21 protein-coding genes are annotated in these 21,845 nt (G+C 48.6%); 13 read left to right on the top strand and 8 right to left on the bottom strand.

The window, feature by feature from the left end; genetic code table 11:
- Positions 1-5: 5 nt before the first annotated feature.
- From PJK55_RS06830 to ybaK, 5 genes are all read right to left on the bottom strand, one after another.
- Positions 6-1,073, bottom strand: a complete 1,068-nt coding sequence (locus PJK55_RS06830) for a glycosyltransferase (protein ID WP_271305209.1) — start codon at positions 1,071-1,073, stop codon at positions 6-8.
- The gene (locus tag PJK55_RS06825; RefSeq protein WP_271305208.1) at positions 1,070-1,768 is read right to left on the bottom strand and encodes a lysophospholipid acyltransferase family protein; all 699 of its coding nucleotides are present in this window, start codon (positions 1,766-1,768) and stop codon (positions 1,070-1,072) included. The genes PJK55_RS06830 and PJK55_RS06825 overlap by 4 nt, the downstream gene beginning before the upstream one ends.
- Positions 1,734-2,483, bottom strand: a complete 750-nt coding sequence (locus PJK55_RS06820) for a carotenoid biosynthesis protein (protein ID WP_271305207.1) — start codon at positions 2,481-2,483, stop codon at positions 1,734-1,736. Before PJK55_RS06820 ends, PJK55_RS06825 begins: the two co-directional genes overlap by 35 nt.
- 89 nt (positions 2,484-2,572) lie before the next feature.
- Positions 2,573-3,271 carry a CDP-diacylglycerol--serine O-phosphatidyltransferase gene (gene pssA / locus PJK55_RS06815; RefSeq protein ID WP_214789647.1) on the bottom strand — a complete coding sequence of 233 codons (699 nt, stop codon included), beginning with the start codon at positions 3,269-3,271 and terminating at the stop codon, positions 2,573-2,575.
- A 19-nt stretch (positions 3,272-3,290) separates the two neighbouring features.
- The gene (gene ybaK / locus PJK55_RS06810; RefSeq protein WP_271305206.1) at positions 3,291-3,755 is read right to left on the bottom strand and encodes a Cys-tRNA(Pro) deacylase; all 465 of its coding nucleotides are present in this window, start codon (positions 3,753-3,755) and stop codon (positions 3,291-3,293) included.
- Positions 3,756-3,906: 151 nt separating this feature from the next.
- On the opposite strand from ybaK, the gene PJK55_RS06805 reads away from it, so the two are divergent.
- Entirely contained in the window at positions 3,907-4,641 is a 735-nt protein-coding gene (locus PJK55_RS06805; RefSeq protein ID WP_442899492.1) for an enoyl-CoA hydratase/isomerase family protein, read from the top strand.
- Positions 4,642-4,664: 23 nt separating this feature from the next.
- Here PJK55_RS06805 and PJK55_RS06800 read toward each other — a convergent pair whose 3' ends face one another.
- Both PJK55_RS06800 and PJK55_RS06795 read right to left on the bottom strand, forming a co-directional pair.
- Positions 4,665-6,023: an MATE family efflux transporter gene (locus PJK55_RS06800; protein ID WP_271305204.1), complete on the bottom strand. Its 1,359-nt coding sequence runs from the start codon at positions 6,021-6,023 to the stop codon at positions 4,665-4,667.
- Between the two features lie 159 nt (positions 6,024-6,182).
- Entirely contained in the window at positions 6,183-7,967 is a 1,785-nt protein-coding gene (locus PJK55_RS06795; RefSeq protein ID WP_271305203.1) for a glycoside hydrolase family 13 protein, read from the bottom strand.
- 371 nt (positions 7,968-8,338) lie between these two features.
- On the opposite strand from PJK55_RS06795, the gene PJK55_RS06790 reads away from it, so the two are divergent.
- From PJK55_RS06790 to PJK55_RS06755, 8 genes are all read left to right on the top strand, one after another.
- Complete coding sequence (locus PJK55_RS06790) at positions 8,339-9,604, top strand: extracellular solute-binding protein (protein WP_271305202.1); 1,266 nt, start codon at positions 8,339-8,341, stop codon at positions 9,602-9,604.
- A 105-nt stretch (positions 9,605-9,709) separates the two neighbouring features.
- Positions 9,710-11,062, top strand: coding sequence for a sugar ABC transporter permease (locus PJK55_RS06785; RefSeq protein WP_074032667.1), 1,353 nt, complete (start codon positions 9,710-9,712; stop codon positions 11,060-11,062).
- A 1-nt stretch (position 11,063) separates the two neighbouring features.
- Positions 11,064-11,897: a sugar ABC transporter permease gene (locus PJK55_RS06780; RefSeq protein WP_214696113.1), complete on the top strand. Its 834-nt coding sequence runs from the start codon at positions 11,064-11,066 to the stop codon at positions 11,895-11,897.
- Positions 11,898-11,920: 23 nt separating this feature from the next.
- Positions 11,921-13,423, top strand: a complete 1,503-nt coding sequence (locus PJK55_RS06775; RefSeq protein WP_271305201.1) for an alpha-amylase family glycosyl hydrolase — start codon at positions 11,921-11,923, stop codon at positions 13,421-13,423.
- Between the two features lie 55 nt (positions 13,424-13,478).
- Entirely contained in the window at positions 13,479-14,534 is a 1,056-nt protein-coding gene (locus tag PJK55_RS06770; protein ID WP_214785373.1) for a LacI family DNA-binding transcriptional regulator, read from the top strand.
- Between the two features lie 116 nt (positions 14,535-14,650).
- Positions 14,651-15,064, top strand: a complete 414-nt coding sequence (locus PJK55_RS06765; RefSeq protein WP_271305200.1) for a general stress protein — start codon at positions 14,651-14,653, stop codon at positions 15,062-15,064.
- Between the two features lie 214 nt (positions 15,065-15,278).
- Positions 15,279-17,576, top strand: coding sequence for a glycoside hydrolase family 65 protein (locus PJK55_RS06760; protein WP_271305199.1), 2,298 nt, complete (start codon positions 15,279-15,281; stop codon positions 17,574-17,576).
- A 146-nt stretch (positions 17,577-17,722) separates the two neighbouring features.
- On the top strand, positions 17,723-18,571 hold the full coding sequence (locus tag PJK55_RS06755; RefSeq protein WP_074032674.1) for a YitT family protein: 849 nt from the start codon (positions 17,723-17,725) through the stop codon (positions 18,569-18,571).
- A gap of 48 nt (positions 18,572-18,619) precedes the next feature.
- On the opposite strand, the gene PJK55_RS06750 is transcribed toward PJK55_RS06755, so the two are convergent.
- A complete protein-coding gene (locus tag PJK55_RS06750; protein ID WP_271305198.1) occupies positions 18,620-19,432 on the bottom strand; it encodes a Cof-type HAD-IIB family hydrolase in 813 nt (270 codons plus the stop codon).
- Between the two features lie 162 nt (positions 19,433-19,594).
- Here PJK55_RS06750 and PJK55_RS06745 point away from each other — a divergent pair, with 162 nt between their 5' ends.
- The 4 genes from PJK55_RS06745 (at position 19,595) to PJK55_RS06730 (ending at position 21,814) form a co-directional block, all read left to right on the top strand.
- Complete coding sequence (locus PJK55_RS06745; RefSeq protein WP_271305197.1) at positions 19,595-19,789, top strand: YjzD family protein; 195 nt, start codon at positions 19,595-19,597, stop codon at positions 19,787-19,789.
- A 74-nt stretch (positions 19,790-19,863) separates the two neighbouring features.
- On the top strand, positions 19,864-20,286 hold the full coding sequence (locus PJK55_RS06740) for a thioredoxin family protein (protein ID WP_214696100.1): 423 nt from the start codon (positions 19,864-19,866) through the stop codon (positions 20,284-20,286).
- Positions 20,283-21,062 carry a phosphatidylserine decarboxylase gene (locus PJK55_RS06735; RefSeq protein WP_271305196.1) on the top strand — a complete coding sequence of 260 codons (780 nt, stop codon included), beginning with the start codon at positions 20,283-20,285 and terminating at the stop codon, positions 21,060-21,062. The genes PJK55_RS06740 and PJK55_RS06735 overlap by 4 nt, the downstream gene beginning before the upstream one ends.
- A 125-nt stretch (positions 21,063-21,187) precedes the next feature.
- Entirely contained in the window at positions 21,188-21,814 is a 627-nt protein-coding gene (locus PJK55_RS06730; RefSeq protein ID WP_271305195.1) for a YqeG family HAD IIIA-type phosphatase, read from the top strand.
- The last annotated feature ends 31 nt before the right edge of the window (positions 21,815-21,845 follow it).

Raw genomic sequence — 21,845 nt, 5'->3', positions numbered from 1 at the left:
CTCGATTAGGAATAATGGCGACCTTTCCACGTGATCGGTAGACGTCTCCATTTACGGATGACGGCGTTCCCGAGTAAGGTCAGATAAGCGATCAAGCTGATTGGATGCAACCATGTACCGGATCCATGAGATTTTATGTCGACAGCAAGTCGGGCGAGGAGTACGAAGAGTGCCGCACTGATCGTTTGCCAACTTGGTGAAAATAGCCATGCGAACATGGCGGTCAACTGAATCCCGTAATACGTCAAAAAGTACAAGGCGAGTCCTACTGATTCATTCATTCCCTTGAATACGTTTTTTGAAAACCCGCTCCATACTTCTTCATTCGTCTCATACATATCACAAGAGATGAACGGGGCGACTTGAACGAGTGACGTCACTTTTTGATGACGCTTGAACATACGACATAAATCGATATCATCAATCAACGATGAACGGATCGCAGCGTGCCCACCAATCTCTTCGTAACTATTTCGTTCGACAAGTACATTCATTCCGTTCGCTGCCGCGAATGCTGGGTGTTTCACTTTTCGCCAGAACAAAGGCAGGTGTTGGGCGATAAGCACATGTTGCATCGGAATCAACAATTTCCCGAGAAATGTCGATGTCGGAAATTGGGGGAATCCGGATAAAAAGACAGCCTTTTCACGTGCGAGTGTCGCATGCATGCGGGCGATGAAGCTCGAATCGATGGTGACGTCCGCATCTAAAAAGAGGAGATACGGTTCAGTCGTATGTGTTGCGAGCTGATGACAGGCATGGACTTTGCCGGCCCAGTCATCAGGCAAAGGGACTCCCTGAATGACGGTGAATCTGACATCGTCTCCGATTGCGCGATTTAATCGTTCATATGTATCATCTTCGGAACGGTCTTCATAAATGTAGACATGAGTATTCTCCGGGATCGCCATTTGTAAATTAGTAATCAATCGGTCGACATGTCGTGACTCGTTTCGCATCGGGATGCAGACGGCTGTCGCCGGTGTTTTCCCAGGTTTTGCGAGTGGTCGTAAAAACGCTAGATTCACGAGTGTGAAGATGAGCATGCAGAGGGTCATGAACCAAAGAATCATGAGCCCTTCCTCCCCAGTCGGACGAACGTTTCTGTCCATTCGGCTAGATTGCGTCGCGGGCGGAACAAGGGAGCATAGGCGGTTGAACGCGTGATGACGTCATCTCTGACATCGTCATACAACTGCTCAAGTGCTTGCGCAATCTCTTGTTTTTGAGCTCTCCGAGTCGACGAGGTCACGCTGTACTTTCGGAATCGGACGTAGACAACGGGCTCGGCATGGCTTTCAAATGCATAATACATGGCACATAAATGAAGGGGACGCTCATTCAGTAACAGGGTCGCCCCAGATTCGATTTCAATCGGACGCATTTCTTGAGGGACTTCTCGACCTTGTGGATACATCCATACCGATTTGCCTGAAGCGAGCAACTCATTCGCATAGGCGAGGGAAGCACGCACATCGGATAGACTTCCTTTTTTCACAGAGAAAGCCCCAAGGTGACGAAAGAACGGGAAACGGCGCAATCCGTCTTCGTCCATCAACACATGGATGTCATGTCTCAAAAAATGTTCATTCACCATATACATGACGAGTCCATCCCACCAAGCACTGTGCGTACTTAAGATTAAACCAGGTGTCGGGATATCATCGGTTCGAATAAAAATATTATGAAACGTCGGACGAATCTGACGTTCCCTTACGAATGTTGAGAATACATTATTGAACCATCTCTTTTTGTGTGACTCGATCATCGCGACCTCTCCTTTCTAAAAGAATCACCCCAGACGTCAGAATGCTCAGGAAGCCAATTCCATAAAGCCCTGCGTTTACGGCCGTGACGCCAAAGAGGGCATGAAGCATGACGAACAAGTAAACGCCGTGCTGAATGAACAAGGAATCGACAGCTCGTTCGTGACGTTGCAAAATCCAGGAGAATATAAGGGATAATCCAAACCATCCAATAAAGTTTTGCGTCGGGATATCATAATACAAGCCATCATTGGCCCATTCCCAGTAGCCTTTCACGTTTGCCGCTACAGGATCGATTGCCATATCGAGCCATACGGCGAGAATCGGGACGAGCCATAAAATGTTGTTGCGGAATGTGAAAAGTCGGGCCACGGCAAAACTAGAGCCAATGACAGCGAGCCACGCCGCACCGATTGTGACAGGGACTCCAAATACAGTCGGACCGAATGCCTCGGCATAGACGTATTCGCTGAACGGGAACCCTGTTTTTACACCGAGTGTCTCGACGGCGATCGAACCGAAGAAAATAAACGGAACAATCCAAACACCTTGTCGAATCCCTTGATAAAGAATCGTTCCACCAATCGCGCCGGCGAGCCATAAAAAGACGGGGTTCGCCCATTCTAGCCAAGGCGGAAGCAAATCGAATCCGACTAAGATCAACCCAATGAAATACCAGACAATAAACCATTTCCAAATAAACGGATACACTTTCATTCCATCACCTCTTCTTTCATTCTAAAGCTCATCTCAGTCTTCGTCTAACAAATGCATGTACGAAAAAAGAGCCTCGTCGAACGAGACTCTTAATTGGCCATCCGCTTCCGTTTTTTCACGAACGAGAAAGCGATGAATAAGACATAAAACGGGACGGCGATGAACCAGAACGTCGGCCATTCTTTCCAACGTGCGAACATCATATACGTCACATAGACGAGGCTGATGGTAATGATGAACGAGTGACGTGGCAGTGGCACGTCTTTAAAACTCGGGATGCGGACACGGCTGACCATCAACAGGGCGAGCCCCGTGAAGAAAATCGGTGTCAACAGTTCGCTGACTCGGTCCCCGAACGTCGTGATGACGGCGAGCAGTCCACCGGCGGCCGTAATCGGGACGCCTGAGAAGTAACTTGCCGCAACGTTTGTCGCAGACAAGTTGAAGCGGGCGAGACGGTATGCCCCGAATAGCGGAAAAAGTGCCGCAAAGAACAATCCATAATTGCCGTAATCAATGAAAAACGTATAATAGGCGAGCATCGCCGGTGCGACACCGAACGTGACGATGTCAGCGAGCGAGTCTAGTTCCTTCCCAAAGTCCCCAGCGACTCCGAGCATACGGGCGAGTCGCCCATCTAAACTATCGAGCATCATCGCGATGATGATTAACAGTGTGGCGTTTGAGAAGTCACCACGTGCGGCGTAGACGATGGCGACGACACCACAAAATAAGTTTCCGAACGTAAAGGAGTTTGGAACCCACGAACGGATGCGTTCTTTCCACATAATTTTGCCCCCAGTAAGGTCATTGGCTGAACCAGCGACCGTTTGTGAATTGCAGTAAATCTTCTGGCTTCAACTCGATTTGATAGCCACGTTTCCCGGCAGAGATCGTGATGGTCTTTTTCTCTCTAGCTGCCTCATGCAAGTATACGGGAAATGGCTTCTTCGCCCCGATGGGAGAGACGCCACCCCGGATGTATCCGGTCAGTGCCTCGAGCTCTTTCATCGGGACAGGCGATGCTTTCTTCGTTCCCCAAGCTTTAGAGGCTGCTTTTAAATCAATGTCACGCTCTCCGGAGATGAGAAAGAAGGCGTATTGTTTTTTCTCGTTCACGAGACAAATCGTTTTGTACAGTTCATCGAGCGATTTCTGAAGCGTCTCCGCAACATGCTTGGCAGAGACGTCGGTTTCATCGACTTCATACGTATGATAAGCGAACGGAATCTTCTTTTGTTTCAGTTGCCGAGCGGCGTTTGTCAGTTGCATCTGACTCATCCTTTCGTGACCGACTTCTTTTAGAATAGCAAATCAACCAACTTCACGGCAATTGAACTTCAAAAAACTTTTCAGAAAAGGAAGGAGTTTGACGGAATAACGAAGAAATGAACAGTGATTCATTTTATAAGGGGGAATGAAAGTGGAGACGATTCAATTGACGACACACAATGGGGTAGGGTGGTTGAAACTGAACCGACCTGAAAAGCTGAATGCCTTGAACGAGACGCTGCTACGTGAAATGAAAACGGCAATCGATGAATTTGATCAGGACGACGCGGTTCGCGTCATCGTTCTTGTCGGCGAAGGACGGGCATTCTCATCTGGACAAGATTTAACGATTGAAAGCGATGCAGATTACGGGGAATATTTAGAGGAGGTGTATCATCCACTCGTCCGTGCGCTTTTCTCATGCCATAAGCCAATCATCGCGGGCATTCATGGCGTCGTGGCGGGAGCGGGACTAAGTTTGGCACTTGCGGCAGACGTTCGAATCGTCGCCAAGTCGACGAAGTTCAGCTCGGCGTTCATCAAAATCGGATTGGTCGCTGATGCAGGAGGACCGTATCACTTACGTCGACTTATGCGAGACGACCTCGCATTAGATTGGTTGTGGAGTGGCAGTACGATTGACTCGGAGGCCGCGCACACATTCGGACTTGTCACAGAGCTCGTGGAAGATGCAATGTATACAGAGCGATTGACCTCATATGCGGAAACACTCGCTGCAAAATCACCGGTCGCTGTTCAAGGGATGAAGGCGCTCATGCGGGCTGCTTCATTTGAAGAGGGGTTGAATGAAGAAATCGATTGGCAACGGAAGTGTGGGGACACGGACGTGCACCGCCAGGCGATGCAGGCATTCTTGATGAAATGAAAAAAGCGGCCGCGGCCGCTTTTTTACGTGGTTGATTTGGCTTCGAACTGGAAGCCTTTTTGTTGCCACGTTCCGTACTTCCAACGACGGAACGCGAAGAAACCACGGAACCACTCATCGAGAGAGAAGGCGAGCCAAATCCCGAGGATGCCGAGCCCCATTTGAAGACCGAACAAGTAGCTGAATGCTACGGCGACACCCCACATCGAGGCGATTCCAATCATGACTGGGAAGCGGACGTCTCCAACGGACTTCAACGATCCCATCAAGACGATGTTCATGGCGCGCCCTGGCTCTAAAATGAGCGTCGCCCATAAGATTGGCACTCCGACCGCGATGATGTCAGGGTTTGACGTGAAGAGTCCGAGTAGCGACTCGCTGAACACCGCCAATCCGAGAGAGGCGACGAACGAGGCGAACATGGCAATCTTCAATGTCTTGACAGCGCGATGATACGCCTCTTTGAAACGTTTGCCTCCGATATCTCGCGCAATCAGGAGCTGTGTCCCTTGCGCGACGGCGACGGTGAATAAGAAGGCGAGCATTGACAAGTTCATGACGTATACCCGTGCGGCGAGGGAAGCTTCTCCCATCGTCGCAATGAAACCGGTAATGATGATCTGTGATGCTTGATAAGACAAGTTCTCTCCTGCAGAAGGAACACCGATTTGAAGGAGCGACTGGATGTCGTCTTTCTTCGGTCGTAACACTTCTTTTAACGGGAAGCGGATCAAAAGCTTCCGTTTGACGAGCCAGAACAACAGGACCATAGCGGCGAATCGTGCAATCACGATGGCCCAAGCGACGCCGGCAACACCTGTGACCGGAAGTCCGAACCAGCCGGTAACGGCAAAAATGGCACCGACTGCGGTGATGATATCAATCAGAAGCGTCGCGAGCATGGCGTGTTTCGTCATCCCGTGACTTCGTAGAATCGAGCTGAGCGCCATGATGAGCGCTTCGGTGAATAACGACAAGCCGACGATTTGCAGGAACAACAGACCGTGTGCAAACAGTTCGTCCGATAGACCGAACAGGCGTAAAAACGTTTCACCGAACAAGAAGATGACGACGACCATGATTGCGCCGAGCCACATATTCAAACTGACGGCAGAGCGGGCAAAGTCACGACTCTTCTTCATGCGCCCCGCCCCGATGGCCTGACCAATCAAGATGGTCGCCCCGACAGACGTCACACTGAAGACAATCAAGAACACGTTTAAAATTTGGTTGGCAACCCCGACGGCCGATGCGGCGGCGTCTGAGTAGTGTGCGAGCATCAATGTGGCGATGATCCCGGTTCCCATGTGGAGGGCAAGTTCGATGAAAATCGGCCACGACAGTTTGAACAGGGTGAGCTGTTCCGTTTGTTTCGTCTGCATGTAGTGTATTCTCCCTTTTCTCTATAATTCTTTCTGTTAACTATTTGTTTTATAAAAATGTCAAAGGTCATCTTACTCCTTATGAAATGAAAAAGAAAGGGGTTTGCTAAATTATTTTCAACAAAAAAATCACCCGAAGAAATCAGGTGATTTTCGAAATTATTTCAATTTCAGAATAGCAGCACTAAATGGTGCAAGCTCGATTTCGAGTGAATCGAGATCACGGTCGTGTAACAAGTCGTAGGCGGCGCCACGATAACCGAGCGGACTTAGTTTCGACGTAGAGTCCGAGTTGTTGAAGTAGACCAAGTACGTCTCATCTTTCGTGCAACGCTCGATGATGACGGCATTGTTGGCGTCGTCGACCAAGTTGAAGCGATACGAGCCGGCGTTCGCGAGCACGGGGTGGTCTTTCCGTAACTGGATGAGCTTTTGAATGTAACGGAAGAGGTTACGGTCTTCTTCGGCTTCGTCCCACGGCATACAGCGACGGCAACCTGGGTCTTGTTCTCCCTCGAGTCCGATTTCATCCCCGTAGTAAATACATGGGCTACCTGTGTACGTGAGCATCGACGTCATCAACAGCTTGAACTTGCCTTTATGACCTTTCGTCCGCGTCAACGCACGAGGTGTATCGTGTGAGTCGATCAAGTTGAACGTGACTTCGTTGACGTTCATCGTGTTCATCATCTCGACACGCGTCAATTCGTTGCGGAACTCAGAAGCAGTCGTCCGATCGAGCGCGAAATAGTTCAAGCTTGCGTTCGTGAACGGATAGTTCATGACGGCATCGAACTGATCGCCTTGTAGCCAAGGTTGCGCGTCGTGCCAAATCTCCCCGAGGATGTAGGCTTCCGGGTTCGCTTGCTTGACTGCCTTGCGGAAGTCACGCCAGAACGCATGGTCGACTTCGTTGGCGACGTCTAGGCGCCATCCATCGATGCCGAATTCTTCGATCCAGTAACGGGCGACATCTAATAAGTAAGCTTTCAACTCTGGATGCTCCGTATTGATCTTCGGCATATTCTTCTCGAATGCGAACGTATCGTAGTTCGGCTTCGGCTCCGTCACGATCGGGAACTCACGGAGATAGAACCAATCGCGATATTCAGACGCCGGACCGTTCTCGACGACATCTTGGAACCATGGGTGGTGATAGCCGACATGATTGAAGACGGCGTCGAGCATGACCTTGATGCCATTCTCGTGCAAGAGGTCGACCATTTCTTTAAATTTCTCTTTTGTCCCGAACTGTGGATCGATTTCCATATAGTCGAGCGTATCGTACTTGTGGTTCGTCGTCGCTTTAAAAATCGGGCAGAAATAGATTCCGGTAATCCCGAGTTCGACCAAGTGGTCGATATGGTCAATCACCCCTTGGAAATCCCCACCGAAGAAGTTTGTGATTGTCGGCTCTGTCGAGTTCCATGGCAGTGTCTCTTCTGGATTAAGTGAAGCATCTCCATTCGCGAAGCGATCCGGGAAGATTTGATACCAAACCGTGTCCTTCACCCATGACGGTGCGTGGAAGATATCAATCGGATTGATGAACGGGACACAGAAGTAATAGCCCGTATCATCAAGTGGTTTTTCTTCGAACCATCCTTTTTCGGTATAGACGGCTGTCTCTTGTCCATCATTCAAACGGAATCCGTAGCGAAGGCGACGGAAAGGTGGTTTGATGGCGATGAACCAGTAGTCATAGGCGTCGTCAAAACCGATTTTCTCCATTGGAGTCTCGTATGTACGCCAGTAGCTCGGCTTGTCCGGGTCAAAGTTCCACATAGCTGGGTCTTCAGAATGCCAATCATAAGGGTCGTTCCAAATCAAATCGACCGATTCAATATCACCACGTTTCGTATGAAAACGGATGTGGATCGTCTCACGGTCATATTTGTAAACGAACGGGGACATGGCACGATGATAAATCGCTTCTTTCATCATAAGGAAAACATTCCTTTCTTTTATAGGGGATGACATCATTTTACAACACTGTGAATCAAAGAGAATAGGTGTTGCGAAAACGTTTGCTCAAGCAAAGGGTAATAAAGCGTTTACATTTTGTCAATTGCTGAAACTCATAAAAAGTGAAGATTTGAGAACAAAATTTTATAAATTACATAAATGGGTCAACAGACGTAAAAAAAGTGTAAAAAAAGACTTGTAAAACGCTTTCACAACTGTATAATAAAAATTGAGGTGAGGATGCAAACGTTTTCACTACCGTGTCAATTTCGTAGCGGAGTTTTAAAATTGACGTGGTCGTGCGATTGCGCAAATCTGACCATACTATTTCCTTGGGGAGGTTTTTCATCATGAAGATGAAAAAAATGGTAGCAGGACTTTCAACAGCAGTATTCGCATTCGGTGCACTTGCTGCATGTGGTGGCGGAACAGACAACGGATCTTCTAACGAAGGTGGTTCTTCAAGCGAGAACAAACCTGAAAAGATCGTCATCTGGGAAGACATCGAAAAGTCTGAAACAACGAAAGAAGTTGCGAAGGCGTTCGAAGAAGAGCATGGCGTAAAAGTTGAAGTCGTCGAAGTACAGATGACGGATCAAAAAGACAAGCTTGCGCTTGACGGTCCAGCTGGTAAAGGTCCAGACATCGTTCTCGTACCACACGACCAAATCGGTACAATCGCTGACCAAGGTCACTTGGCTCCAATCGCTGACGAAGGATCACTTGACGCATTCACAGACGCTGCGAAATCAGCTGTCATGTTCGATGGTCAAGCTTACGGATATCCTAAATCAGTTGAGACACCAGTTCTCATGTACAACAAAGATTTGATGGCTGAAGCTCCAGCATCAATGGACGACCTCTACAAGTTGTCAAACGATGTAAAAGCTGATGGTGAGTATGGATTCCTTGCACTTTGGGATAACTTCTACTTCGCACACGGTGTTGTCGCTGGATTCGGCGGATACGTGTTCAAAGAAGATGGTGGCGCACTCGACCCATCTGACATCGGTTTGAACAACGAAGGCGCGGTTGAAGGATTCGAATACATCGGTAAATGGTACGAAGAAGGCCTCTTCCCTAAAGGATTGATCGGTGAGTCTGGCGGCCAAGCGATGGACCAACTCTTCACTGAGAAGAAAGCTCATTCAGTCATGAACGGACCATGGGCTGTAGCTGGTTACACAGATGCAGGCGTAAACCTCGGAGCGGCTCCAATGCCAACACTTCCGAACGGTGAGCCAATCAAGACGTTCATGGGTGTGAAAACATATGCCCTTTCAGCTTACACAGAAAACCAAGAGTGGGCTGAAATGTTCCTTCAAGAGTTGACGAATGAAGAAAACGCATTGGCAATGTTTGAAGCATACAACGAGATCCCGCCAGTATCAGCACTCGAGTCGAACGAAACAATCACGTCGAACGAAGTTGCGAAAGCGGTATTCGACCAAGCGACAAACGCAATCCCAATGCCGAACATTCCTGAAATGGGACAAGTTTGGGAGCCAATGGCACAAGCACTTCAGCTTGTAGCGACTGGTAAACAAGATGCACAAAAATCTGCAGACGATGCAGTGAAAGTCATCGAGCAACAAATCCAAGCAAACAACCAATAAGGAATTGAAATGACGGGGTGCGCCACATGGCGTTCCCCCTCATTTTCTAGCATTGAGCAAACGTTTGCTTGATTGATTTGCTCAAATCGAAAGGAGAAACTGAGGATGGCTGCAATTGCGAACCCTAAAACACCGGACCAACGCCCGGACAAGCCTACAAACCATGCTCGGAACGCGGGACTACTTTCCATCATTCCGGGACTCGGACAGTTATATAACAAACAATACGCGAAGGCGGTAGCGTTCTTTATCGTCGTCGTATCTTATTTTGCCGTAAACTATGATCTATTTTTCAAAGGGGCGGGCGCCGGACCAGGTGACCGTGGAGGACTTTGGGGATTGATCACGCTTGGTGAAGTGCCAGGACCTCGTAACGACCACTCCATCTTCTTGATGGTCGAGGGGATTGTCGCGTTAATTTTACTTTTCTTCGGAATCGCGTTCTATGTTTGGAACATTCGTGACGCCTATCGTGTCGGTCGCGCTCGTGATCAGCATCTAAACCTTCCATCGTTCCAAATGCAACTTCGCAACTTGCGTGACCATGGATTCCCATACTTAATGTTAATCCCATCACTCATTTTGTTGGTGTTTACCGTTATTCTTCCATTGATCTTTACGTTCTTGATCGCCTTCACGAACTATCGCTATAACAACGCACCACCTGCGAAACTCGTGGAATGGGTCGGATTCGAGAACTTTACACGTATTTTTGAAATCGATATCTTCCGTGACACGTTCGTCGGTGTACTCGGCTGGACGCTTGTCTGGACGGTCGCTTCAACGACAGGTGTCATCGCGATCGGGATTTTCCTTGCGGTACTCTTGAACCAAGAAGGTCTTCGCTTCCGTCGTTTGTTCCGCTCAATCTTGATTTTGTCTTGGGCAGTTCCAGCATTCATCACAATCTTGATCTTCCGTTCGATGTTCAACGAATCGTTCGGGGTGTTCAATACGACGATCTTGCCGGCACTCGGTCTTGACCCAGTCAACTGGATGACCGATCCGACGGCGACACGAACAGCACTCGTTCTCATTCAATGGTGGCTCGGATTCCCGTTCATCATGACGCTCATGACAGGGGTCCTTCAGTCGATTCCTGGTGACTTATATGAAGCGGCAACGATTGACGGAGCAACCATCTTTGATAAGTTCCGTTTGATCACATTGCCGATGCTCTTGTTCGCAACTGCACCGATCTTGATCACGCAGTTCACGTTCAACTTCAACAACTTCAACATCATTTATCTCTTTAATGGCGGTGGCCCTGCTGTACCTGGACAAACGGCCGGCGGTACCGACATCTTGATTTCTTGGATTTACAAATTGTCTCTCGGTGCCAACCCGCAATACGGACTTGCGGCTGCGATCACACTCATCTTGTCATTCTTCATCATGACACTTGCCGTGATCCAGTTCCGTCGGACAAAATCTTTCAAAGACGAGGATATGATCTGATATGAAAAAACAAAAACGAATCAATTTGGCGATCTCGTATGTCATCTTGACGCTTGCGTCGATCATCATTCTCTATCCGATGCTTTGGGTTGTCGGTACATCATTCAACCCGGGGCGTACGATTACGTCAACGATTATTCCAGCGAACCCGACGTTTATTCACTATAAAAACTTGTTTGACCTAACGATTTCGGATTATAGTTTATGGTATGTGAACACGTTGAAAATCGCTTTCATCACGATGGCGCTTTCTGTCGTCTTGGTGACGATTACTGGTTACGTCTTCTCACGCTACCGTTTCGTCGGACGTAAGAACTCACTCGTCTTGTTCCTTGTCCTTCAAATGGTGCCACAGTTCGTTGCGATCATCGCGATTTATGTATTGCTCAACATGCTAGGTCTTCTTGACACACATACAGCACTCATCTTGCTCTACGCAGGTGGTGCGATTCCGATGAACACGTACTTGGCGAAAGGGTACTTCGACACGATTCCAAAAGAACTTGACGAAGCTGCCCGCATGGATGGTGCAGGTCACCTCCGAATCTTCTGGCAAATCATCTTGCCACTTGCGAAGCCGATTGTCGCAACGATTGCTCTCTTTAACTTCATGGGACCATTCAACGACTTTATCTTGGCATCGCTCGTCCTTCGTTCACCAGAGAAACAAACATTGGCAGTTGGTCTTTACAACATGATCTCGAAACAGTTCGATAATAACTTCACGTTATTCGCGGCGGGTGCGGTTCTTTCAGCCCTTCCGATCGTTATCTTGTTCTTCATGTTCCAACGCTACTTCGTTTCTGGCCTTACAGCGGGTGGTACGAAAGGATAATACTCGTAAAAGGAGGAAGCGATATGAGGCGAGGCGTCGTGCTCGTGCTCCTGTCGCTTCTTTTGTTTCCGACAGTCGTCGGTGCAAAGGAAGCTGCTACTTGGGAACAAGAACGCATGTATTTTATTATGGTCGACCGATTTGTTGACGGGAACCCGGACAACAATGAGCAAGTCGACAAAGATGATCCGAAAGCGTTTCATGGCGGAGACATCCGTGGGGTCATCGAAAAGCTCGATTATATCGAGTCACTCGGCTTCACATCGATTTGGTTGACACCCGTTTTTGAAAATATGCCGGACGGCTATCACGGGTATTGGATTAAGGATTTTTATAACATCGACCCGCAATTCGGGACGAAAGAGGACTTACAAGAACTTGTCGCGGAAGCACACAAACGAGACATGAAAGTCATTCTCGACTTCGTCGTCAACCACGTCGGCCCGAACCATCCATGGGTGGAAGAAAAACCGGAATGGTTCCACGAACAGCTACCGATCGTGTTCTGGAAAGACCAGGAGCAGGTCGAGACACACTGGTTATTCGATTTGCCGGACTTTAAGACAGAAGATCCGGAAGTCAAATCGTATTTGATCGACGCGGCAAAGTATTGGATCGAAGAGACAGACATCGATGGCTACCGTCTCGACACGGTCCGTCACGTCGATAAGGCGTTCTGGAAAGACTTTGTCGAAGGTGTTCGGTCGGTCGACCCAGACTTTTACTTACTCGCTGAAGTATTTGACCCGGACCCACAATACGTCGCGCAGTATGACGACCTCGGGTTCAACAGCATCACGAACTTTACATTCTACGACCGGGTATCAAAAACGATGACGCAACAGCAGGCGAACGTCGATGAGATCGATGTTGCCGCAAGCTATGCCGAAACGTTCTTTAACGACCCGAATCAGATGGCGACGTTCCTCGATAACCATGATGTCGAACGGTTCATGCATATGGCTGAACTCGGCGGCGTGGAATCGGCGGAACGACGGTTGCGCCTCGGGTTGTTCGCGCTTTATGCGTCACCGGGTATGCCAATCGTCTTCCAAGGGACTGAAAATGCACAAACAGGTGGAGCCGACCCGGCAAACCGTGTCATGACTGAATTCCCGGGAAATGAAGAGTTACACGAATACGTCGCAACGATGAACCGCATGCGTGAAGAGTATCCTGTTTTTGCGACAGGTGAACAGCGTATGATTGCATCGGAAGATGGAATGGCCGTCTTTGAACGTAAAGATGGGGATGACGTCGCGTTATATGCGATCAACATGAACAGTGAGGATCGAGAGATTGAGATCGAGGTCAGTGAAATCGGGGAAGATACAAGACTTCGTGGTCTATTATTCTCACAACTGGTCACAGATCAACGCGGAACGTTTACAATTGAACTATCTGGTGAAAGTGCGAACGCTTACATCGTTGAGGAGTCATCGGTAAATCCGTGGATGATCGGGTTGATCGTCGTCACGATTCCGATTTTCTTGACAGGTTTGGTCATGTGGAAGCGCCGCAAATAAAGATATGACACGCCGAAAGGCACGAATTGAATTCACGGAAGCAGGGGGGAACACCATGCAAATCACAATTAAAGATGTTGCGAAGCACGCGAACGTCGCGCCGTCGACGGTATCTCGCGTCATCGCCAACAGCCCAAGAATCAGTCAGAAGACAAAAGAACGGGTCAGAAGCTCGATGGAAGAGCTCGGTTACCACCCGAACATTCATGCGAGAAGTCTTGCCAACCGCTCGACACAGTCGATTGGTCTCGTCATGCCGAGTGCGGCAACAAAGACTCTCCAAAACCCATTCTTCCCAGAAGTGTTGCGAGGAATCAGCACGAAGGCGCATCAAAACGGTTATTCACTCTACATGACGACTGGTGTGACAGAGGAAGAGGTGTTGTCGGGTGTGATCGAGATGGTACAAGGACGCCGCGTCGACGGTGTCATTGTCCTCTATTCACGTGAAGACGACCAAGTCGTCCAATACTTACGACAAACGAAGTTTCCGTTCGTCGTGGTCGGGAAGCCGTTCGGGGACGCTTCTTCAATTACGTACGTCGATACGGACAACTATTTAGCAGGGCGCGAAGTGACGAAGCATCTCTATAATCTAGGTCACCGTCGCATCGCCTTCATCGGAGGATCGGACAAACTCGCCGTAACACAAGACCGCCGAAACGGATACGCGACGGCTCTCATGGAGGCAGGCATTCCGGTATGTGAGGACTATATCGCACGGGCCGAGTTCATGACGAAGGGCGGCGCAAAAGCCGTCCGTGAGTTGCTTCAAAATGAAGAGCCACCGACAGCTGTCGTCGTCAGTGATGACATGATGGCACTCGGGGTCATCAGTACACTCAGCGAGATGGGGCTCAAGATTCCAGAAGATGTAGCTGTCGTCAGTTTCAATAACGTCTACATCGCTGAGCACTCGAACCCGCCGCTCACTTCGGTCGAGATTAACATTTTCGGTCTCGGTTTTGAGGCGACGAATTGCTTGATTGAACAAATTAGCGATAATGCCCCACCATACGGAAAACGCGTCATCGTTCCACACTATTTGGTCGTCCGCCAATCATGTGGACAAAAAAAGAGTAAAGCGGAGACACTCGAATCAAATTCTTAATCATCTAGACGATCTCGCAAGGAGCGAGGTCGTCTTTTGCATATCCTGTTGATTGAAGTCGTCTGAAATGGGGAACATTTCTCACGAACGGATTGAAATTGAAAGGATGGATAGAGATGAGCGAAAAACGATTTGTCGGAACATACGATACGAAAGAGAGCCTGCTTTCTAAAATTAACGAACTGAATGAAAATGGTTATGATGAAGGAGAATTATATGTCGTGACCGAACAGGAAGACGCTGTCCACGTACTCAAACACGAGACGAACGTAAACGTGGAGAATGATGACGCGTCTTGGTTAGACAACCTTCAGGGCGACACAAGTCAGGGCAAAGATATGAAACAGGCGCTACACGACCTAGGCATCTCAGATGATGAGGTAGCGCAGGCACATGCACAATTGAAACATGGCGGATATGTGCTCGTTATCGATGAGCCTGATACGGGGTTCAATGATGGTCGGAGCGCTCTATTCGAAGGGCATGAAGCGAATGCGGCGTTCGGTGAGGGTGAAGAAAATCAAAAGTGATGACCCATTAAGACTGTCTCCGCGAGAGGCAGTCTTTTTATTTAAAAACTGTGACAAAAAAAGAAAGAAAAAGTTTTATGCAAACGATTGCATTCTCTCTTCAGTTGTGTAAAATGAAAGGTGAGATTAAATACAGCGCTTTCATAGACAAACGGTTGCATGAACTTGTTGTCCGTCGAAGGTAGCCTTGTAGAGAAAAAGGAGTGGCAGACAGATGAAACGATTGTTTGCAGTCGATGAATGGAAAGTAACAGAAGAAGGTCTTCACCCGAAAGAAAACCGTCTTGCTGAATCAATCACATCGCTCGGAAACGGGCATATGGGGATGCGAGGAAATTTCGAGGAAGATTACTCGAATGATACGCACCAGGGATTCTATGTGGCGGGCGTCTATTACCCGGACAAAACACGTGTCGGTTGGTGGAAGAACGGATATCCTGAATACTTTGCCAAAGTATTGAATGCGACAAACGTCATCGGTCTACGCGTCGCGATCAATGGAACACCTGTCGATTTGGCGAAGTGGGACGTGAAGGACTTTACACGTGAATTGGATATGCAGCGTGGTGTCCTCACGCGAACGTTCACATTGATGAACGGGACAGAAGAGACAAACGTAGAAGTCGTCCGTTTCTTCTCCATCGTCGACAAAGAAGTATTAGCGATTCGTTACAACGTCACACCGGTGAACTACGAAGCGAAAATCGAGTTCACGCCATACTTAGACGGCGATGTCGAGAACGAAGATTCGAACTACGATGAGAAGTTCTGGCTCCCGGTCGACCGTGGCATCGAAGAACGCTTCGGTTTCGTGACGACGAAGACGAAAAAACTCGATTGGCACGTTACGGCATCGATGATTGCGGACGTAGAAGGCGCTCGTTGTGAAGTGCTCGAAGCGACAGACCTCTTCGTGGCGAACAAATTCACGGTCAATGTGACTGCCGGTGAGACAGCGACAGCCTATAAATATGTATCTGTCGTGACGAACCGCGACTATGCGATTGAAGACCTTCAATCTGCAGGGATGAAACGCGTCGAAGCGGCGTTTGAAAAGGGCTTTGAGACGCTTCTCACTGAACAGACGGAAGCGTGGCTCGCACGTTGGGAAGATGCTGACGTTCGAATCGATGGAGATATCGAAGCGCAACAAGGAATCCGTTTCAACATCTTCAACATGTATCAAACGTATACGGGCGAAGATTCGCGTCTTAACATCGGGCCAAAAGGATTCACAGGCGAGAAGTACGGCGGTGCGACGTATTGGGATACGGAAGCCTATTGCCTCCACTTCTACTTGGCGACAGCCAAACCAGAGGTCTCATGGAACTTGCTTAAATACCGTCACAACCAATTGCCGCAAGCAAAAGAGAACGCTGTGAAGAATGTCGGTATGGAAGGTGCGCTCTACCCGATGGTCACGATGAACGGGGAAGAGTGCCATAACGAGTGGGAAATCACGCATGAAGAGATTCACCGGAACGGTGCGATCGCCCATGCCATCTTCAACTATACGAACTTTACAGGCGACAAGTCTTACCTTGGACAATACGGACTTGAAGTATTGGTCGAGATCTCGCGTTACTGGGCTAGCCGCGTCAACTTTGTGCCACACAAAGACGTGTATATGATCCTAGGCGTCACAGGTCCGAACGAATACGACAACAACGTCAACAACAACTGGTACACGAACTTGATTGCCGCATGGACGCTTGAATACACGCAAGAAGTATATAACTACTTGAAAGAAGCTGAGCCTGCACGTCTCGAAGAGCTCGTGTCGACACTCGGCATCACAGACGCTGAACTTGCGAAGTGGGCAGACATTCAAACGAAGATGTACTATCCGAAAGACGAGCTCGTCCCAGATGTCTTTATGCAACAGGACGGCTTCATGGATAAAGAGCAAATCTTGGTGAAGGACCTCGATCCGAAGCACCTTCCACTTAACCAAAACTGGTCGTGGGATCGCATCCTCCGCTCGAACTTCATCAAACAAGCGGACGTCCTTCAAGGACTCTACACGTTCGGTGATCGCTTCACGCTTGAACAGAAACGTGCGAACTTTGACTTCTACGAGCCGCGCACGGTTCATGAGTCGAGCTTGTCACCATGTGTCTATTCAATCATTGCGGCAGAAGTCGGGTATGAGGACAAAGCGGTCGAACTGTATCAACGTTCGGCACGACTCGATCTCGACAACTACAACAATGATACAGAAGATGGGTTGCACATCACGTCGATGGTCGGTTCATGGATGTCCATCGTTCATGGTTTTGCGGGTATGCGCATTCAAGGGGATCACCTCTCATTCAGTCCGATGATTCCGAAGGACTGGAACGGCTATTCGTTCAACATGCTCTGGCGTGGCCATCACTTGACGGTCACATCATCACGTGAACAAGTGACAATCAAACAAACAGGTGGTACAGATGTAACGCTTCACGTGTATGGAAATGCAGTAACGGTTCCTGCGAATGAATCGATTACAATTGAAACAGTGAAAGCGTGACCAATTGCTTCATACGAACAAGCCGACCTCGGTCGGCTTGTTTTTGTATGAAAAACTTATCAGATTTCCTGCATATTTGCTGTATGCAGCATGAATAATCTATGTTATCTTGATTCTTAGCTATTTTGAGAAAGGGGAGTTGAAGCTTGACGGAAGCCGTTAAAGAACATACACGAATCGGGGTTGTCTCGATCATCGGAGGATTGTTCGTTGCCTTATCCATGACATTATTTTTAATTCCAGCCGGCGTCTATTCGACAGGATTTACGGGCCTTGCCCAAATCTTGACAGCACTACTAGCTGGTACACCGTTTGAACTAGGGGAAGGGCTCTGGTTCTTTATTCTGAACGCACCACTGCTCGTCGTTAGTTATTTTATGCTCGGTCGGAATATGATGATCCATACGCTTGTCAGTGTCGCCTCGGTTACGTTGTTCATTCGTATGCTTCCGCAATCGCAGCTCCTCTCGGACGACCCGTTATTGAACGCCGTGTTCGGCGGTGTGCTCTTGGCGATCGGTTCGGGGATTACTATTCGGTACGGTGCCTCGACGGGGGGCTTTGACATCGTCGCGTTGATTCTTGCGAAATTCACGAACAACTCGGTCGGTGTCTACCTCTTCTTGATGAATATGATGATTGCGCTCGCAGCAGGTGCCTTGTTCGGATGGCCGACAGCGCTCTACACGATCGTCTTCTTATACGTGACATCAAAAGTAATCGATGAGATTTACACGAATACGCAACGTCAGACGCTCTTCATCGTGACGAACCATCCAGATGAAGTGACGAAAGAATTGCATCAACACGTGTTCCGTGGCATCACGCTCATGCCGGCAATCGGCACTTACTCGAAAGTCGAGAAAGCGACGCTCATGATGGTCGCCCAACGACACGAGGTTCGTGAAATCACACGGATCTGTAAAGATGCAGACCCATCGGTTTGGATCAATATCTTGCCGACAGAGGACGTCGAAGGTACGTTCCGTCGCTAAAATTGAGTGAATGACAAAAAGCACCGACTTTTCAGGTCGGTGCTTTCGTTATGACTTGATCCCAAGTCTTTCTTCTAGGAAGAGGGCGATTCCGTCGTCCATATTCGAAGCCGTCACTTCATTGGCCACGTTTTTCAGTTGGTCGATGGCATTCCCCATCGCGACACCTGTCCCGACATAGTCGAGCATCTCAAGGTCATTCTCTTCATCACCGAACGCAATGATTTGCTTCCGGTCGATGTTCAAATGCTTCGAGACTTCCTGGAGTCCGAGTGCCTTCGACGTGTTTTTGCTCATGACCTCGATCATGTGCTCGGGCATGCGCCATTGACGGTTCAATACGGCCTCGGCATGAATGTCGTCGAGCTGCGAGCGGACGTGTGCCACGTGGTCTTTTGTCGCGTGAATCAATAGTGACGTCGGCTCGTCCTGCAAGTGTGTCAACAAGTTCCCAGACGTGACACTGAGCGCACGTTCTGCATACGGGCTGTAAAACTCTTGCGGGTCTTTTTGGAAATAGACATGGTCGGTCACTTCGACGACGATGTTATGGGCTTTCGTATCAGCGACCTCTTCAATGATATCGTGTGCGGTCTTGAGCGGAATCGGGCGGTGTGTGACCGCATAATTCGCATCTTTCGGGTGATGCACGAGGGCACCGTTGAAGTTGACGAGCGGAGTCGTCAATCCCATTTGCTCATAGTACATGATCGAATGGCGCTTTGGGCGCCCTGTCGCGATCATGACTTCATGACCAGCTTCACGCGCCGCTTGAAGGGCACGGAGATTGCGTTCACTAATGGTTTTATCATCTCTTAATAACGTTCCATCTAAATCAACTGCGATTAAATAACGTGACATCAGTCATCCTCTTTTCTTCACAATGATGTTTCTACGACCGTATCACATTTTTCGATTATACGGAAAGAATATACAATCGAAGTCGCATATTCCATTCGAACAATGCTATACTAATGTCGTATGAATTTTTACGAATCATCTGTGAGATGGAGGGGACGTTCAATGCGTTATTTAGTGACATTGATCTGGGCGATTGTGCTCTCAAATACAGCGGTGTTTATCATTTCTGCTGTTGATGGTGTAGAGTTCAACGCGATGCTCGCGACAGGATTTGGCGTGGCCATCACAATCTTCGTTGCACTTCTCGATGTTTTGAACAAAGACATGGGAATCAGCGACGTTGCACAAGAAAAGTAAGCCGTCTACAATCAAACTGACTCGTGCATGAGTCAGTCTTTTTTCTTTATCCAACATAGAGGAGGATCATGCATATGAAAAACCCTGAAAAACGCGCGAATTTTATCACGTTCGCCATTATCGGAGCGATTATCGTCATCGGAATCGGTCTGTTGTTCTTTTTAAACGGAGCCAATGAAGAAGAGGGCGTCAATGCCGTCACTGCAGACGAATTGCAGCAACAGTTAGACCAGGACGGCGAGGTTGTCGCTTACTTCTGGCAGACAGGCTGTGAATATTGTGAGCAAGTGAAACCGTATGTTGAACCGCTCATCGAAGAATACGATGCGGTCTCAATCAACTTGGCAGACCATAACGTATGGGAAACATACGGCATCAATGGAACACCGACAATCATCCGATTCGAAGATGGAAAAGAAGTCGGTCGCATTGAAGGTGCGGTGTCTGAACAACAATACGAAACATTCTTTAAAAATGAGGAGGCAAAAGAGGAATGAAGCGTCGTTTCTACCAAACGTTATTTGAGTTGAACGCCTCGCCTTGGATTGCCACACGCTTGAAGCGCTTTGCGGAATCAAGCGTGAGTCGCCACTTGATTCCTTCGTTTGCCAAAGTGTATGACATTGCGGTGGAGGAAGCAGAACAACCGCTTGCTGCGTATCCATCACTGCATGCGTTCTTTACCCGTCACTTGAAGCCGGGAGCCCGTACGATCGATGAATCGTCCGAGACACTCGTTTCACCATGTGACGGAAAGTTATCGGTCATCGAATCAATCTCAGAGGATAGCCGTTTTGAGGTGAAAGGACAGTCGTATACGCTTGCGGAGTTGCTCGGTTCTCAACAAGAGGCGAGACGTTACGCTGACGGAACGGTCGTCGTTCTGTACCTCAGCCCACGCGATTATCACCGCGTCCATACGCCACTCTCGGGTCGTGTGCTCAGTCACTATGAACTTGGGGACCGCTCGGCACCCGTAAACGAGATTGGATTGACGGAGACGGTGAGACCACTCTCTCGCAACTACCGTCGTGTGACACGCTTTAATAGTCCGGCTGGGACGTATGAGCATATCATGGTTGGTGCCTTGAACGTGAACACGATTGAGTGGACGCTCGAGGGCGATCAAGCGGAGAAAGGGCAAGAGGTCGGATACTTCTCATTCGGTTCGACCGTCGTGCTTTGTTTTGAGAAAGATGCGATTCAAATGGACCATGGAAAAATGGGTCCGGTTCGACTCGGTGACGTCATCGGGACAATCAAAACCAACTAATTTTGTATCAATTTTCTTCCGACCGAACGATAGACTAGTCGTTTGGTCGGTTTTCGTTTACCATAGAAGGGATATCAATACTTGTATAAGTAGTTGAATCGTTTAGCTAATTGGAGGAATTTTACGTGTTTAATCGACTTTATCCGAAACAGTTCGTCGCGTCTGTGTTTGACATCGACTTACAAGAATTGAAAGACCGTGGGGTACGCGTCATTTTGACCGACCTTGATAATACACTCGTGGCGTGGGATGTTCCGCATGCGCCTGAGCTTTTATTGATGTGGCTTGAAAAAGTGAAATCATACGGTTTCGATGTGATTGTCGTATCAAATAATAACGAGAACCGTGTACGAACGTTTACGGAACCGCTTGGTCTTCATTATGTCTCTCGTGCAAGAAAACCGTTACCATCAGGGTTTAAAGCCGCACTTTCGAAATATGGCTATTCACCGAAAGAAGCCATTTTCTTAGGCGATCAGTTGTTTACGGACGTACTCGGTGCGAATATGGCTGGCATCCATGTCATCCACGTTCAACCGGTCGTCAAAACGGACGGGCTCGTCACGAAATTCAACCGGATGCTTGAGAAGGTTGTCTTTGCGCATATGAAGCGTCGCGGGAAGTATGTATTGATCACGAAAAAAGTGGAAGAGCTTGCTGTCGACGCACAGCGGGCGAAAGTTGCGGTCGCTGAAAAAATCGGCGAAGCGATGCATCCACATTCCAAAGATTCACATAAAAAAGATGAATAAGACCTCGAACGCACAGGAAGAAGGAGGCTGC

Origin of the sequence: Exiguobacterium sp. MMG028, assembly GCF_027947425.1 — a bacterium.
GTDB classification, from domain to species: Bacteria; Bacillota; Bacilli; order Exiguobacteriales; family Exiguobacteriaceae; genus Exiguobacterium; species Exiguobacterium aestuarii_A.
This window is presented reverse-complemented; position numbering and strand designations above follow the sequence as displayed.